Origin of the sequence: Aeromonas sp. HMWF015, assembly GCF_963878965.1 — a bacterium.
Classification (GTDB): Bacteria; Pseudomonadota; Gammaproteobacteria; order Enterobacterales; family Aeromonadaceae; genus Aeromonas; species Aeromonas veronii.
This window is the reverse complement of record NZ_CAWNZT010000161.1, coordinates 12,853-27,614: the sequence shown is the minus strand read 5'-3', so window position 1 is coordinate 27,614 and position 14,762 is coordinate 12,853. Positions and strand designations below refer to the sequence as shown.

11 protein-coding genes are annotated in these 14,762 nt (G+C 58.7%); 5 read left to right on the top strand and 6 right to left on the bottom strand.

Features of this window, described 5'->3' with window-relative positions:
• Positions 1-629 (top strand): ATP-binding cassette domain-containing protein (locus tag AACS18_RS08310; RefSeq protein ID WP_258228683.1); only part of this gene is annotated, 629 nt, incomplete at its 5' end.
• 116 nt (positions 630-745) lie between these two features.
• Here AACS18_RS08310 and AACS18_RS08305 read toward each other — a convergent pair.
• Positions 746-1,807 (bottom strand): 3-deoxy-7-phosphoheptulonate synthase, encoded by a 1,062-nt coding sequence (locus AACS18_RS08305; protein ID WP_108612168.1) that lies wholly within the window; start codon positions 1,805-1,807, stop codon positions 746-748.
• Between the two features lie 144 nt (positions 1,808-1,951).
• Here AACS18_RS08305 and AACS18_RS08300 point away from each other — a divergent pair, with 144 nt between their 5' ends.
• Complete coding sequence (locus tag AACS18_RS08300) at positions 1,952-2,332, top strand: diacylglycerol kinase (protein ID WP_005337641.1); 381 nt, start codon at positions 1,952-1,954, stop codon at positions 2,330-2,332.
• Between the two features lie 81 nt (positions 2,333-2,413).
• Here AACS18_RS08300 and serA read toward each other — a convergent pair whose 3' ends face one another.
• The 5 genes from serA to AACS18_RS08275 form a co-directional block, all read right to left on the bottom strand.
• A complete protein-coding gene (gene serA, locus AACS18_RS08295) occupies positions 2,414-3,646 on the bottom strand; it encodes a phosphoglycerate dehydrogenase (RefSeq protein WP_005337639.1) in 1,233 nt (410 codons plus the stop codon).
• 324 nt (positions 3,647-3,970) lie between these two features.
• Positions 3,971-4,624: a ribose-5-phosphate isomerase RpiA gene (gene rpiA / locus AACS18_RS08290; protein ID WP_005353106.1), complete on the bottom strand. Its 654-nt coding sequence runs from the start codon at positions 4,622-4,624 to the stop codon at positions 3,971-3,973.
• A gap of 161 nt (positions 4,625-4,785) precedes the next feature.
• Complete coding sequence (locus tag AACS18_RS08285; RefSeq protein WP_108612167.1) at positions 4,786-5,382, bottom strand: 5-formyltetrahydrofolate cyclo-ligase; 597 nt, start codon at positions 5,380-5,382, stop codon at positions 4,786-4,788.
• Positions 5,383-5,696: 314 nt separating this feature from the next.
• Positions 5,697-7,031, bottom strand: a complete 1,335-nt coding sequence (locus tag AACS18_RS08280; RefSeq protein WP_108612166.1) for a Na+/H+ antiporter NhaC family protein — start codon at positions 7,029-7,031, stop codon at positions 5,697-5,699.
• Between the two features lie 612 nt (positions 7,032-7,643).
• On the bottom strand, positions 7,644-8,450 hold the full coding sequence (locus AACS18_RS08275) for an alpha/beta hydrolase (protein WP_258228681.1): 807 nt from the start codon (positions 8,448-8,450) through the stop codon (positions 7,644-7,646).
• Positions 8,451-8,723: 273 nt separating this feature from the next.
• Here AACS18_RS08275 and dapB point away from each other — a divergent pair, with 273 nt between their 5' ends.
• From dapB to carB, 3 genes are all read left to right on the top strand, one after another.
• Complete coding sequence (dapB, locus tag AACS18_RS08270) at positions 8,724-9,536, top strand: 4-hydroxy-tetrahydrodipicolinate reductase (RefSeq protein ID WP_005347132.1); 813 nt, start codon at positions 8,724-8,726, stop codon at positions 9,534-9,536.
• A gap of 670 nt (positions 9,537-10,206) precedes the next feature.
• Entirely contained in the window at positions 10,207-11,343 is a 1,137-nt protein-coding gene (carA, locus tag AACS18_RS08265) for a glutamine-hydrolyzing carbamoyl-phosphate synthase small subunit (protein WP_108612165.1), read from the top strand.
• Positions 11,344-11,363: 20 nt separating this feature from the next.
• The gene (carB, locus tag AACS18_RS08260; protein ID WP_005337626.1) at positions 11,364-14,588 is read left to right on the top strand and encodes a carbamoyl-phosphate synthase large subunit; all 3,225 of its coding nucleotides are present in this window, start codon (positions 11,364-11,366) and stop codon (positions 14,586-14,588) included.
• The last annotated feature ends 174 nt before the right edge of the window (positions 14,589-14,762 follow it).

Here is a 14,762-nt window from a genome sequence, read left to right as displayed (position 1 = left end):
GGGCGCTGGCGGGGATTTTACCCCCCGATGGCACAGTGCTGCTGGGGGGGGAAGTGCTTACTGACATGAGTTGGCCAGAGCTTGCCAAACAGCGCGCCATGTTGCCCCAACGTCAGCCCCAGCTGTTTCATATTCCGGTGTTTCAGGTGTTGAGCCTCGGGCTCGATGAGACGGTTGCGCCCGCCAGACAAAACAAGGCGATAAATGCTCTGTGCGAGGCATTGGAGCTGGAAGTTTTGCTGGCTCGTGATTTCAGCCGGTTGTCGGGCGGTGAACAGCAGCGAGTGCTGATTGCCCGCACCCTGCTGCAGGTGTGGCCGGGCCTCAATCCGACCAGCAAGGTGCTGCTGCTGGACGAGCCGCTGGCGGGGCTCGACCTGCATCACCAGCTGGCGCTATTGCGCTTGCTGAAAACCCTGGCCGGGCAAGGCTTGCTGGTGGTGCTCGCCATCCACGATATCAATCTGGCCATCGACTGGGCCGACCGCATTCTCTGCCTGCAACAGGGCTCGGTGGTGCGCGAAGGGGGTGTCGAGCTGGTGGATGAGGCGCTGCTGGCACAGGTATTCCAGATCCGCACCGACCGCATCGAAGCGGCGGGGCGCGTGTGGTTTATGCCCAGTTTGTAAGTAGGGTGTACAGGAAAGAGGGCGCATGTAGGGCCGATTAGCGAAGCGTCATCGGCCGACAGCAAGAAGAAGGGGCCGGTATCAAAAATACCGGCCCCTTTGGTTTTATCCGCAGTTCAAGCCTGCTTGCTCAGGCGCACCTGCGACGCCTCTGCCAGCATCGCCAGCAGGGTTTCGGTATCGTTCCATGACAGGCAGGCATCTGTGATGCTCTGGCCAAAGGTGGCGGCGCAGCCGTTCTCCACATCCTGCCGCCCTTCCACCAGGAAGCTTTCTGCCATGATGCCGGCGATGCCGGTACGACCGCGGCGCAGCTGATCGCAGATATCTTGCGCCACCAGCAGCTGGCGACGGTGATCCTTCATGCTGTTGCCGTGGCTGAAATCGACCACCAGACGCTCCGGCAGGCCCACATCGGCCAACGCTTCACAGGCTTCATCGACACTGGCGGTGTCGTAGTTGGGGCGGTGGCCGCCACGCAGGATCACATGACCAAAGGGGTTACCGGCGGTGCGGTAGATGGTCATCTTGCCGTCCTTGTCCGGCGAATAGAAGATGTGGCTGTGACGGGCGGCGCGCACCGCATCGATGGCGATGCGGGTATTGCCGTCGGTGCCGTTCTTGAAGCCGACCGGGCAGGAGAGGGCGGAGGCCATCTCGCGGTGTACCTGGGATTCGGTGGTACGTGCGCCGATGGCGCCCCAGGTGATGAGGTCGGCAATATACTGGCCGGTCACCATATCGAGGAATTCGGTGGCGGTTGGCATGCCAATCTCGTTGATGTCGACCAGCAGTTTGCGCGCCAGTTTCAGCCCTTCGTTGACGTCGAAGCTGCCATCGAGGCGAGGATCGTTGATCAGCCCTTTCCAGCCGACGATGGTGCGCGGCTTCTCGAAATAGGTGCGCATCACGATGCAGAGGCTCTCTTTATACTGCTCGCGCAGGGCGTTGAGGCGCTGGGCATACTCGCGAGCAGCAGCGGGATCATGGATAGAGCAGGGGCCGACAATGACCAGCAGGCGCTGATCGTCTCCGGCCAGAATGGCTTCCACTTCGCGACGGGCATCCAGCAGATTCTGGGCAATGGTATCGGTGATCGGAAACGCGTGTGCAAGCTCGCTCGGAGTGATCAGTGACTCCAGGCGACGGGTGCGCAATTCATCTGTGTGAATGGACATACAACTCAAGTCTCGAGTGGGTGGTGTCAGCCGCAAGGGGCGAAAAAGCAAAGAGATAAAATAAAGCAAAAGTCCCCTGATTGAAACCTTGGGGGGCTCTGATAGGATGTGAGGCCAAAATCGATTCCAAATGAGGTAGATAGCGTGGCAAAGCCAGGGGCAACCGGGGTCACCCGCATCATCAACGCAACCGGTTACAGCATGAAGGGGCTCAAGTCAGCCTGGATTAACGAGGCGGCGTTTCGGCAGGAGCTGATGCTGATCCTGTTGCTGATGCCGCTGGCCTTCTGGCTGGGGGATTCTCTCAACCAGATCCTGCTGCTTATCGTCATCAGCTGGCTGGTGGTGATCGTCGAGATCCTCAACTCCGCCATTGAAGCTGTGGTAGACAGGGTTGGCTCCGAGCATCATGAGCTCTCCGGCCGCGCCAAGGATTTGGGCTCTGCCGCCGTCTTTATCGCGCTGGCCCTGAACGCCCTGGTATGGGGTGCGCTGGTGGGCCGCAACCTGTTGGGGTGGTGGTAAGCCACTACGCTGCCTTTAGGTTCTGCTTCATAAAAAAGCCCGTCATCATGACGGGCTTTTTGCTGCGCAGATAAGGGGCTATCAGTGGAGGATGCGGGCACGGATGGTGCCGTTGATCTCCTTGAGCTTGGCGAGCGCCTTCTCGCTGTGCTCGGTCTCCACGTCGATCACCACGTAACCGATATGGCTGCTGGTCTGCAGGTATTGACCGGCGATGTTGATCCCCTCTTCGGCGAAGATCTGGTTGATCTGGTTCATCACGCCCGGCTGGTTGCGGTGAATGTGCAGCAGGCGGCTGGAGCCCTTGTGGCCCGGCAGCGACACTTCCGGGAAGTTGACGGCGGAGAGGGTGGAGCCGTTGTCGGAGTATTTGACCAGCTTGTTGGCCACTTCCAGCCCGATGTTCTCCTGCGCCTCATGGGTGGTGCCACCGATGTGCGGGGTCAGGATGACGTTCTCCAGCCCACGCAGCGGGCTTTGGAACTCCTCGTCATTGGACTTGGGCTCGACCGGGAAGACGTCGATGGCGGCGCCGGCAATATGGCCGCTCTTGATGACGTCAGCCAGCGCATCGATATCCACCACGGTACCGCGGGCGGCGTTGATGAAGATGGCGCCCGGTTTCATCATCCGCAGCTGCTCGGCACCGATCATGTTCTTGGTGGAGGCGGTCTCCGGTACGTGCAGGCTGATGACGTCAGACATATTGAGCAGCTCGACCATGCTTGGCACCTGGATGGCGTTGCCCAGCGAGAGCTTGTTCTCGATATCGTAGTAATAAACCTTCATGCCGATGCTCTCGGCGATGATGCCAAGCTGGGTGCCGATATGGCCGTAGCCAATGATGCCGAGCTTCTTGCCGCGCGCTTCCACCGAGCGGTTGGCCAGTTTTTCCCACACGCCGCGATGGCACTTGGCGTTTTTCTCGGGGATGCCGCGCAGCAGCAGCAGGATCTCGCCCAGTACCAGCTCGGCGACCGAACGGGTGTTGGAGAAGGGTGCGTTGAAGACCGGAATACCGCGGATCTGGGCCGCTTCCAGCTCGACCTGGTTGGTACCGATGCAGAAGCAGCCGATGGCGACCAGCTTGTTGGCGGCGTCGAGGACTTTCTCGGTGATCTGGGTGCGGGAGCGCAGCCCGATGAAATGGACGTCGCGGATCTGCTCGATCAGCTCCTCTTCGGAGAGCGAGGTCTTGAGATACTCCACACTGGTGTAACCTGCGGCACGAAAGGTCTCTACGGTGTTGGGGTGAACCCCCTCCAGCAGCAGAACCTTGATTTTATCCTTGTCCAACGAAAACTTGGCAGTCATGACGATCCCTCTGTATGTGCAAACGTAAGTGCAGATTTGGTGTGCGAAGAAAACCGTAAAGTAGCAAAAACGTTTGGGAGAGGGAATATTTGTGACGAAAGTCAAATTCTTTGAAGTTATCAACGAATGTTGTAAACATCCGTATGCAACTTGTTGAGGGATAAATAAAAACGGCGCCATCAGGCGCCGTCATTTATTCAGAGTGCAATGTTTGGGTCATATTCCATCCCGGAGCTCAATCAACGCAGCTGCTGCGTCAGGGCTGGCAGAGTGGCGTTGGCGGGCTAGGGAGAATACCACTGCACTGTGCTGCCGGTGTCGGGATTACTGGGTAATCACGCCGTCCGGCGTACCGATCAGGACCACATCGGCGCCGCGGGCGGCGAACAGGCCGTTGGTGACCACACCAACAATGGCGTTCAGTCGTACTTCCAGCGCCTTGGCGTCGGTAATGGCCATGCCTTTCACATCCAGAATGTGGTTGCCGTTGTCGGTGACCACGCCTTCACGCCACACCGGGTTGCCACCCAGTTTGCGAATTTCGCGGGCCACGTATTCGCGGGCCATCGGGATCACTTCCACCGGCAGCGGGAACTGGCCCAGCACGTCGACGGTCTTGGTGTTGTCGATGATGCAGATGAACTTGTCAGCGACGGCGGCAACGATCTTCTCGCGGGTCAGGGCTGCGCCACCGCCCTTGATCATGTCGCGGGTTGCGTTGATCTCGTCGGCGCCATCCACATAGACGGAGAGGGCGTCGATCTCGTTGAGATCATATACGGTGATGCCGAAGCCCTTGAGGCGCTCGGTAGAGGCCACGGAGCTGGATACCGCCCCCTTGATCTCGTCCTTCATGGTCGCCAGCGCGTCGATAAAGTGGTTGACGGTAGAGCCGGTGCCCACCCCGACGATGGTGCCGGGAACCACATACTTGAGCGCAGCCCAACCGGCCGCCTTCTTCATTTCATCTTGAGTCATGATCGTTCCTTAAGAAAAAAGCGGGCGCATTATATCCAACCCTGTACCCCGTCGCGACCTTGTTGCTCACGTTCCGGGGCAAAAAGAGGGACTTTGTAAATCGTTTGCCTGTTTATTCTGCGTTTGCGCGCACAAAGCCGGGGTTACCGGCCAAAAACAGCCTATTCAAAGCGCCAGCAGTGGCTCGGGGTGATGATCTGGGGCAGCGGCACATCCCACTCCTCTTGCGGGACGGCATCTACCTGCTGGCAGTCGTGGGCAAGACCGAGTGGCTTGGGGCCCAGTTTGTGCTCATGCCAGATGGCGAGAGTGCGATCGTAGTAGCCGCCCCCCATGCCAAGGCGATTGCCTTGGGCATCGAAGGCGACCAGCGGGGTGCAGATAAGATCGAGCGTGCTGTGGGGCACCACCTGCAGGATATCCAGCTCCGGCTCTTCGATGCCGTAGCGGTTGCGCACCATGGGACTGGTAGCGGTATAGCGCAAAAAGAGCAGGTGACCCGGGGTAAATGGGTGGAGCACCGGCAGGTAGACCTCTTTGTGCTGGGCCCACAGCCAGTGGATGGTGGGCAGGGGGTTGATCTCCCCGTCATTGGCCAGATAGAGGGCAATCCGTTTGGCGGCGAGGATCTCGGGGTGCTGTTTGAACTGGGCCAGCAGCTGTTGGGCCGCCGCCTGCTGCTCGGCCGGACTCAGATTTTTGCGGCGTTGACGAACCAGTTGGCGCAGGGATTGACGTTCGGGTTGGGACTCATGCATGGGGAACCTCTGGTATAGCTGCGCATCGATGGCTTGAACGCGCTCTACCTTAGCACATTCACTCTTGACGTTAAGGGGGGCAGGGAAACCCCGTCCCGGACGGCTGATGCCCGGAACGGTGGGATAAATGCTGGCGGATCCGATAGTGAGTCAACAAGGGCCAGGGTGTGGCCCCTGTTGACGGCATGTCGGCGCGTCAGCGTCTGGTCTGTTACTTGTCAGCTTTGCCGCGCATCTGGTGCTTCACGAACACGGCAATCAGCGCCGCTACCGCGAGCGCTAATCCTGTGTAGAAACGCATGGACGTTATCCTGTTACTTGTCAGCCTTGCCGCGCATCTGGTGCTTCACAAACACTGCAATGAGTGCCGCTACCGCGAGTGCCATCGGGTAGAAACTCATGCTCACCACCGCCAACGGCGACAGGGCGAAGATGGATCCCAGCAGCAGCGCCTGTGCGCCCCAGGGGATCAGACCCTGTACCACGCAGGAGAAAATATCGAGCATGGAGGCGGCGCGGCGCGGGGTGACACCGTGGTGTTCGGCCAGATCCCGGGCTACCTTGCTGGCGACGATAATAGCCACCGTGTTGTTGGCGGTGCAGAGGTTGGTGAGGCTTACTACCCCGGCGATGCCGAGCTCGGCGGCTTTCTCGTTCTGTTCACCATTGTGGTCGCGAGTGAAACGGGCAATCAGGGCGCTGATGCGCTCACTGATCCAGGCCAGACCACCCTGACGCTCCATCAGGGCGCCGAGACCGCCGATCAGCATGGAGAGCAGGAAGATCTCCTGCATGCCGGTAAAGCCCTGATAGATATCCTTGCTGAACTGACCGATGGCGTAGCCGTTGATCATGCCCACCACTCCAGCGGCCAGAATGCCGATCCCCAGCACCACAAACACATTCACTCCGGCGAGCGCCAGCCCCAGGATCAGCAGATAAGGCATCACCTTGAACAGCTCGATAGCGCTGCCGTTGGCAGGGGATTCACCCACTGAGCCCAGGGTCAGATAGAGCAGGATCACCGCGATGGCGGCAGGGGCTGCAATCTTGAAGTTCTCGCGGAACTTGTCCTTCATCTCGCACCCCTGACTGCGGGTGGCCGCAATGGTGGTGTCGGAGATGATGGAGAGGTTATCGCCAAACATGGCGCCGGAGAGAATGGTTCCCGCCATCAGTACCGGATCGATACCGGCCGCCTGCGCCACGCCCAGCGCGACCGGCGCCACGGCACCTATGGTGCCCATGGAGGTGCCCATAGCGGTAGCAATAAAAGCAGAGATGAGGAACAGCCCGGGCAACAGCGCCCAGCCGGGAATGAGGGAGAGACCCAGCGCCACGGTGGCATCAACCCCGCCGGTGGCCTTGGCCACGCTGGCAAAGGCGCCCGCCAGCAGATAGATAAGGCACATCGCCATGATATTGCTGTGGCCGACCCCCTTGAAGAAGGTCTCCAGATTGCTGTTGAAGCTCTCTTTGCCAAGCAACAGGGCCAGCATCACCGCAGGCAGGGCAGCAACCGGAGCGGGCAGCTGATAGAAGGCGAATTCGACCCCCTGCAGGGTCAGCCAGGTACCGGTACCGATAAAGAGTGCGAGAAAAACCAGAAGTGGCAGCAAGGCCTTGGCACTGGGTTGAGTCTGGATCATGTGTTCCTCTGAAATTGAACAATGACCTCCTGTCATGAACTGCTTTGTACCTGTATCGGATAGGGATAGGGGGAAAACAGGGCGGGCATCCTGCCGCATTGGGGTGCCCACAGTAGTGAGTCAACCTCGCTTGGTCAAGATAGACGTCCAGATGGATAGGTGTTTTTATTTGATGATTCTGGTGTTATTGAGATATCCAGAGAATATTCGGAAAAAGAAGTTAACGCTGTTTATTATTCATTGCCGTTCTGGCGCAGTCCGCGGGTATCTGGGGGTATCGCGTGCCTTTAATAAAGGAAAGAGGTAAACGATAAGATCTCTGCATGCCATCTTGGGGATTTCTCCCGCTGCCAAACGTCAGCCGCACCTCTCTCTATCTCTACGTGAGCATGGTACGGATATTTCCAGAACGCGTGGACACAAGACCTAGGCTGTGTGGTTACTGTGTCAGTTTATCCACCGCCTGAACGGCTGTCGCGAGAGCATCCTGTTCCAGCGTCAGCGGAATGTGGCCAATACCGGGCAGCAGGGTGACAGGCCAGGAGATGCCGAGACGTCTTAACTCAGGTTCAAGTTGATCAGTTTGGAAGGCCTCGTCATTTGCACCCGCGATCACGGCGCAGGGGCGTTCACATTGCGCAAATTCTGCTGATAGTCGCGCTCCGGCTGGAAGTTCGAGGCAAGGTTGAAGGAGTAGGAGGGGGTCAGCAGGGATTTCGCTTCATCATTAAGGGCAAAGTTCAGCACGGTCAGATGGTTGAGTGCGGAAATATGGAAACCGTTGAGGATGCTCAGGGCGATGAGGCGAGGCAAGCCGACACGCACCCAGCCACCGCTGTTGGGCCGGTAGTTGGCGGCGGTGGGGCCGAGATAGGGGGAGAGCAGCAGATAGCTCTCGAACAGGGTTTGTCGCGCACTGCCAGCAACACGCAGGACAAAGCCACCCCCTGACGAGAAGCCGACGAGAGTTGCAGGCTTGCCGGGAGCCACCGACTTGATGAAATCGTCCAGGTCGTCCTCAAGCTGACCGATGTAGGCAATGGTGCCTTTGTCGCCCGATGCGCCATGGCCGCGAATATCGAGGGCGTAGGCGTCGTATCCCGCTTGCGAAAAGGCGCTCGCCATCTTGTGCATGCTTTGACTGCTGGCAGAAGAGCCGTGAACCAGTACCACGCTGCCCTTGACCTTGTTGTTCTCTGCGTGCTCCTTTGCGCCATAGTGCCGATAGGCCAACTGTGTGCTGTCACGCGCCGGGTATCTTGAGAGGGGTGACATATTGCTCCAGTCACTCCCCTTGAAAGGGTCGTTGATGCTGGCCATCGCCGGTGCCGGGTTCGGCCCGCCAAACAGCAGAGCCGCGGCCAGCATGATCAAGGTCAGTGATACCAACCCCACTGCAAACAGTAATACAGCGCTCATCCTTGCACCTCATTTGATATCGACACGGGCGTTGCCCTGATTTTGCTTATGCTGGCATTTCACTCGTTCGAACCTATCAGATGGCACCCGGTCTGCCAAATGATGGAGTGAGACGATGAAAAACGGCCTGTGACCAAAAGGAAGTTCTTGGCCAGCCAGTGTGCGCTGCCGTTGGCGAGCGCAGCAAGGAGTGGTGGCATCATGGCTTTTCAAACCCGGCGCGGGCTGGTAAAACGGTCTCTTTCCATAATTAAAAGAGATGAGAGGGTGGAGATGGACAATCCGATCCGTGTGGCCGTGATGGGCTGTAATGGTCGTATGGGCAAGGTGCTGCTGGAGGCCATCACCAACACCGATGGCGTAGTGGTCGGGGCTGCGCTGGAGCGGCCGGGTTCGGCGGTGATAGGTCTCGATGCCGGTGAGCTCAATGGGCTGGGCCATCTGGGTGTGGCCATCAGTGACAGTCTGGACAAGGTGCGTGACGAGTTTGATCTTATCATCGACTTCACCCGCCCCGAGGTGACCTTGGCCAATCTGGCTTTTGCGCTGGCCCACCACAAGCAGATGGTGATTGGCACCACCGGTTTTGACGATGCAGGCAAGGCCGCCCTGAAAGAGGCGGGCAAGCAGATCGGTATCGTGTTCGCCTCCAACTACTCGGTCGGGGTCAACCTGGTGTTCAAGCTGCTGGAGCAGGCAGCCAAGGTGATGGGGGATTACACCGACATCGAGATCATCGAGGGCCACCATCGCCACAAGGTGGATGCGCCATCCGGCACTGCCCTCTCCATGGGGGAAGTGGTCGCCAAAACGCTGGGCCGAGATCTCAAGGAGTGCGCCGTCTATGGTCGCGAGGGGATCACTGGCGAGCGGGATCGCAACACTATCGGCTTTGCCACCATTCGCGCCGGCGATCTGGTGGGGGAGCATACCGTCATGTTTGCCGATATAGGCGAGCGGGTGGAGATCAGCCACAAGGCCTCCAGCCGCCTGACCTTCGCCAACGGTGCTGTGCGGGCGGGCAAGTGGCTTGGTCAGCAGGGGGCCGGTCTTTATGACATGCAGGATGTGCTCAATCTCAAGTGATGCCTCTGAGCGGCACTTTCGTACTACTGCTACCCCAGTGAAAAACCCCGGCTTGCCGGGGTTTTTGCTGTTAGTCAGCCAGAGTTTGTGTAAAAAGACGCGCTGCCTGCAATTTTTATCTGAATGCCTTATAAATTACACTATTGCGTTATCCGCCAGATTTTCCCTTCCTGAATGTCATCACCAGGTAACAGATTTGAGCATCTTTATGGCGGATAAAGCCATTTTTTTACACGGACTGTAAAAGACTAAAAATTCAAACGCAGAAAAACGTTTTCCGTTTTTCACGTTCACTCTTGTCATCGTAAAAGCGTTAAATTTGTCATTAATGTTTTTTGTGTAAAAATAAATGCCATTGTTTTAATTGGTTTTTTTGTTTGTTTTTGTCGTTATCGCTGGCTTGGCGGCATCTTTTGATGGTGGTTTTTCCTTTTCTTTCGCGGGAGGGGGTTGCAAAGCGACTGAGTGCATAGATAATGGGTAATATTGCTTTTTTATTGAATTTAGATGCATTTCATCTGAGAAAAGACGTTGAAATGCCACTTTTTTTAAGTAGAATGCGCCCAATTTGCCAGAAATCTGCCGGGTTCGAGTCCTGTCCAAGACCGGAACCGAGCCCGCAACACCCAGGTAAATTGCTGAATTTAAAGCTAAATAACTGGAGGTTGTCTTGAATCACACTGCATTGCTAGTGCTGGAAGATGGAACTGTGTTCAAAGGCGTGTCGATAGGCGCCGAGGGATGTTCCGTTGGTGAAGTGGTTTTCAATACGTCGATGACGGGCTATCAGGAAATCCTCACCGATCCCTCTTATTCCCGTCAGATAGTCACCCTCACTTACCCCCATATAGGCAACACCGGCACCAACAGCGAAGATGAAGAGTCCAGTCAAATCCATGCTCAGGGATTGATCATCCGGGACCTTCCGATACTTGCCTCCAATTTCCGCAATCAGCAATCCCTCTCCGAATACCTCAAGTCTCACAACATCGTTGGCATCGCCGACATCGACACCCGCAAACTGACCCGCATCCTGCGCGAGAAAGGCGCTCAGGCTGGCTGCATTCTGGCCGGGAAACAGGTCGATGAAGCTTATGCTCTCGAACAGGCCCGCGCCTTCCCTGGTCTGAAGGGGATGGATCTGGCCAAAGAGGTGACGGTTGGTGAAGCGTACAACTGGACCGAAGGGAGCTGGCAGCTTGGCAAGGGGCATGTCACCCCGGATGCCGACCAGCTGAAATACCACGTGGTAGCCTATGACTTTGGCGTCAAGCGCAACATCCTGCGGATGCTGGTTGACCGTGGCTGCCGCCTGACCGTGGTGCCTGCCAAGACCCCGGCCGCCGAGGTACTGGCAATGAACCCGGATGGCATCTTCCTCTCCAACGGCCCTGGCGACCCCGAGCCGTGCGACTACGCCATCGAGGCCATCAAGGCTTTCCTTAATACCAACACGCCGGTATTCGGCATCTGTCTGGGTCACCAGCTGCTGGGTCTGGCCTCCGGTGCCAAGACCGTCAAGATGAAGTTTGGCCACCACGGCGCCAACCATCCGGTGAAGAGCCTCGATGACAACACCGTCATGATCACCGCTCAGAACCACGGCTTTGCGGTAGACGATAACAGCCTGCCGGATTGCCTGCGCGCCACCCACGTCTCCCTGTTCGATGGTTCCCTGCAAGGTATCCATCGCACCGACCGTCCGGCCTTCAGCTTCCAGGGGCACCCCGAAGCGAGCCCGGGCCCGCACGACTGTGCCGGTCTTTTTGACCACTTTATTGAATTGATTAAGCAGTATCGCGCCTAAGAAATAGAGGAAAGAGTTTCATGCCAAAACGTAATGACCTTCAGAGCATCCTGATCCTCGGCGCCGGCCCCATCGTCATCGGCCAAGCCTGCGAATTTGACTACTCCGGCGCCCAGGCGTGCAAAGCCCTGCGCGAGGAGGGCTACCGCGTCATTCTGGTCAACTCCAACCCGGCCACCATCATGACCGACCCGGAGATGGCAGACGCCACCTACATCGAGCCCATCACCTGGGAAGTGGTGCGCGAAATCATCAAGAAAGAGCGCCCGGACGCCATCCTGCCCACCATGGGTGGCCAGACTGCGCTCAACTGCGCACTGGCACTGGAGAAGCATGGCGTGCTGGCCGAGTTCGGTGTCGAGATGATCGGTGCCACCGCCGACGCCATCGACAAGGCCGAAGACCGCTCCCGCTTTGACAAGGCGATGCGCAGCATTGGCCTCGAGTGCCCGCGTGCCGGCATCGCCCACAACATGGAAGAGGCGTGGGGCGTGCAGCAGATGGTCGGCTTCCCCTGCATCATCCGTCCCTCCTTTACCATGGGCGGCTCGGGTGGCGGCATCGCCTACAACACCGAAGAGTTCGTCGAGATCTGCGAGCGCGGTCTGGACTTGTCGCCGACTAAAGAGCTGCTCATCGACGAGTCGCTGATCGGCTGGAAAGAGTACGAGATGGAAGTGGTGCGGGATCGCAACGACAACTGCATCATCGTCTGCGCCATCGAAAACTTTGACCCCATGGGTATCCACACCGGTGACTCCATCACGGTCGCGCCAGCCCAGACGCTGACCGACAAGGAGTACCAGCTGATGCGTAACGCCTCCATGGCGGTGCTGCGCGAGATCGGTGTCGAAACCGGCGGCTCCAACGTCCAGTTCGGCATCAACCCGAAAGATGGCCGCATGGTCATCATCGAGATGAACCCGCGGGTGTCGCGCTCCTCTGCGCTGGCTTCCAAGGCGACCGGTTTCCCCATCGCCAAGATCGCCGCCAAACTCGCCATCGGTTACACCCTCGACGAGCTGATGAACGATATCACCGGCGGTCGCACTCCGGCCTCCTTCGAGCCGGCCATCGACTACGTGGTCACCAAGGTGCCGCGCTTCAACTTCGAAAAATTCGCTGGTGCCAACGACCGTCTGACGACCCAGATGAAGTCGGTCGGTGAAGTGATGGCCATCGGCCGCAACTTCCAGGAGTCCCTGCACAAGGCGCTGCGCAGCCTCGAAACTGGCAAAACCGGCTTCGACCCCATGGTTGACCTCAATGCCCCGGACTCCCTGACCCGCATCCGTCACGAGCTGCAGGACGCCGGTAGCGACCGTATCTTCTACATCGCCGATGCGTTCCGCGCCGGTCTCTCCATGGATGGCATCTTCAAGCTGACCAAGATTGACCCCTGGTTCCTGGTACAGATTGAAGACCTGGTGAAGCTGGAAGAAGAGGTGAAAGAGCGCGGCATGGCCGGTCTCGATGCCGACTTCCTGCGTGCCCTCAAGCGCAAAGGCTTTGCCGATGCCCGTCTGGCCAAGATCCTCGGTGTGGCCGAAGGGGAAGTGCGCAAACTGCGCGCCCGCCACAACATCTTCCCGGTCTACAAGCGGGTAGATACCTGCGCCGCCGAGTTCGCCACCAACACCGCCTACATGTACTCCAGCTATGACGAGGAGTGCGAAGCGGCCCCGAGCAACCGCGACAAGATCATGATCATCGGCGGCGGCCCGAACCGTATCGGTCAGGGTATCGAGTTCGACTACTGCTGTGTGCACGCGGCGCTGGCCCTGCGAGAAGACGGTTACGAGACCATCATGGTCAACTGTAACCCGGAGACCGTCTCTACCGATTACGACACCTCGGATCGTCTCTACTTCGAGCCGGTGACCCTGGAAGATGTGCTGGAAATCGTGCGCATCGAAAAACCCAAGGGCGTCATCGTTCAGTACGGTGGCCAGACCCCGCTGAAACTGGCCCGTGCACTGGAAGCCAACGGTGTGCCGATCATCGGTACCAGCCCGGATGCCATCGACCGCGCCGAAGACCGCGAGCGCTTCCAGTCTGCCGTCGAGCGCCTCGGCCTCAAGCAGCCGGAAAACGGCACCGTCACCGCGCTGGAGCAGGCCGTGCTGCTGGCCGAGCGTATCACCTACCCGCTGGTGGTTCGCCCCTCCTACGTATTGGGTGGCCGGGCCATGGAAATCGTCTATGACGAGCAGGATCTGCGTCGCTACTTTGCCGAGGCGGTAAGCGTCTCCAACGAATCGCCGGTACTGCTGGACCGCTTCCTGGACGATGCGACCGAGCTGGACGTGGATGCCATCTGCGACGGCACCGACGTGGTCATCGGCGGCATCATGGAGCACATCGAGCAGGCCGGTATCCACTCCGGTGACTCCGGTTGCTCCCTGCCTCCCTATACCTTGTCCAAGAAGATTCAGGACGAGATCCGCGAGCAGGTGCGCAAGCTGGCGCTGGAGCTCGGCGTTATCGGCCTGATGAACGTGCAGTTCGCGGTCAAGGGCGATGACATCTACCTCATCGAGGTGAACCCGCGTGCCGCCCGTACCGTGCCGTTCGTCTCCAAGGCGACCGGCGCCCCGCTGGCCAAGATTGCCGCTCGTGTGATGGCCGGTCAGTCGCTGCAAGAACAGGGCTTCACCAAAGAGATCATCCCGCCCTACTACTCGGTGAAAGAAGTAGTACTGCCGTTCGCCAAGTTCCCAGGAGTTGACCCGCTGCTGGGGCCGGAGATGCGCTCTACCGGTGAGGTTATGGGAGTGGGCAGCAGCTTTGCCGAGGCCTATGCCAAGGCGCAGTTGGGTGCCAACCACGCCGTACCGAAAGAGGGTCGTGCCCTCTTGTCAGTGCGTCACAGCGACAAAGCGCAGGTGGTTGACTTGGCTGCCAAGCTGCTGGAGCTGGGCTACGAGCTGGATGCCACTCACGGCACAGCCGTCGCGCTGGGTGAGGCGAGCATCAACCCGCGCCTGGTCAACAAGGTGCACGAAGGTCGCCCGCACATTCTCGACCGCATCAAGAATGGCGAGTACACCTACATCGTCAACACCGCCGAAGGGCGGGTGGCGATCCAGGACTCCAAGCAGCTGCGTCGCGCCGCCTTGCAGAACAAGGTGGCGTATACCACCACCATGAACGAGGCGTTTGCCACCTGCATGGCCATCAGCGTGGATGCCACCGCCAATGTCAACTCGGTGCAGGAGCTGCACCAGAAGGTGAAAAACCGCTAAGAGTTTGCAGCGGGCATCAGCCCAACTTGCCAGACGACCAACCCCCGCCAGCGATGGCGGGGGTTTCTTTTTATCTGTCGCTAAGCGTTCGGTTCGGGCCGGGTGAGCCATTGAGGAAGGTCATGAGTTCCGCATCGCAGACAACGGATGGCGCGTGGGGTGGTAAAAGCGGGC

Excerpts from the sequence above, each read along its gene's own strand:
- dapB (WP_005347132.1), top strand. The coding sequence starts at position 8,724 with ATGGACAATCCGATCCGTGTGGCCGTGATGGGCTGTAATGGTCGTATG.
- serA (WP_005337639.1), bottom strand. The coding sequence starts at position 3,646 with ATGACTGCCAAGTTTTCGTTGGACAAGGATAAAATCAAGGTTCTGCTG.
- AACS18_RS08305 (WP_108612168.1), bottom strand. The coding sequence starts at position 1,807 with ATGTCCATTCACACAGATGAATTGCGCACCCGTCGCCTGGAGTCACTG.
- AACS18_RS08285 (WP_108612167.1), bottom strand. The coding sequence starts at position 5,382 with ATGCATGAGTCCCAACCCGAACGTCAATCCCTGCGCCAACTGGTTCGT.
- carB (WP_005337626.1), top strand. The coding sequence starts at position 11,364 with ATGCCAAAACGTAATGACCTTCAGAGCATCCTGATCCTCGGCGCCGGC.
- rpiA (WP_005353106.1), bottom strand. The coding sequence starts at position 4,624 with ATGACTCAAGATGAAATGAAGAAGGCGGCCGGTTGGGCTGCGCTCAAG.
- AACS18_RS08280 (WP_108612166.1), bottom strand. The coding sequence starts at position 7,031 with ATGATCCAGACTCAACCCAGTGCCAAGGCCTTGCTGCCACTTCTGGTT.
- AACS18_RS08275 (WP_258228681.1), bottom strand. The coding sequence starts at position 8,450 with ATGAGCGCTGTATTACTGTTTGCAGTGGGGTTGGTATCACTGACCTTG.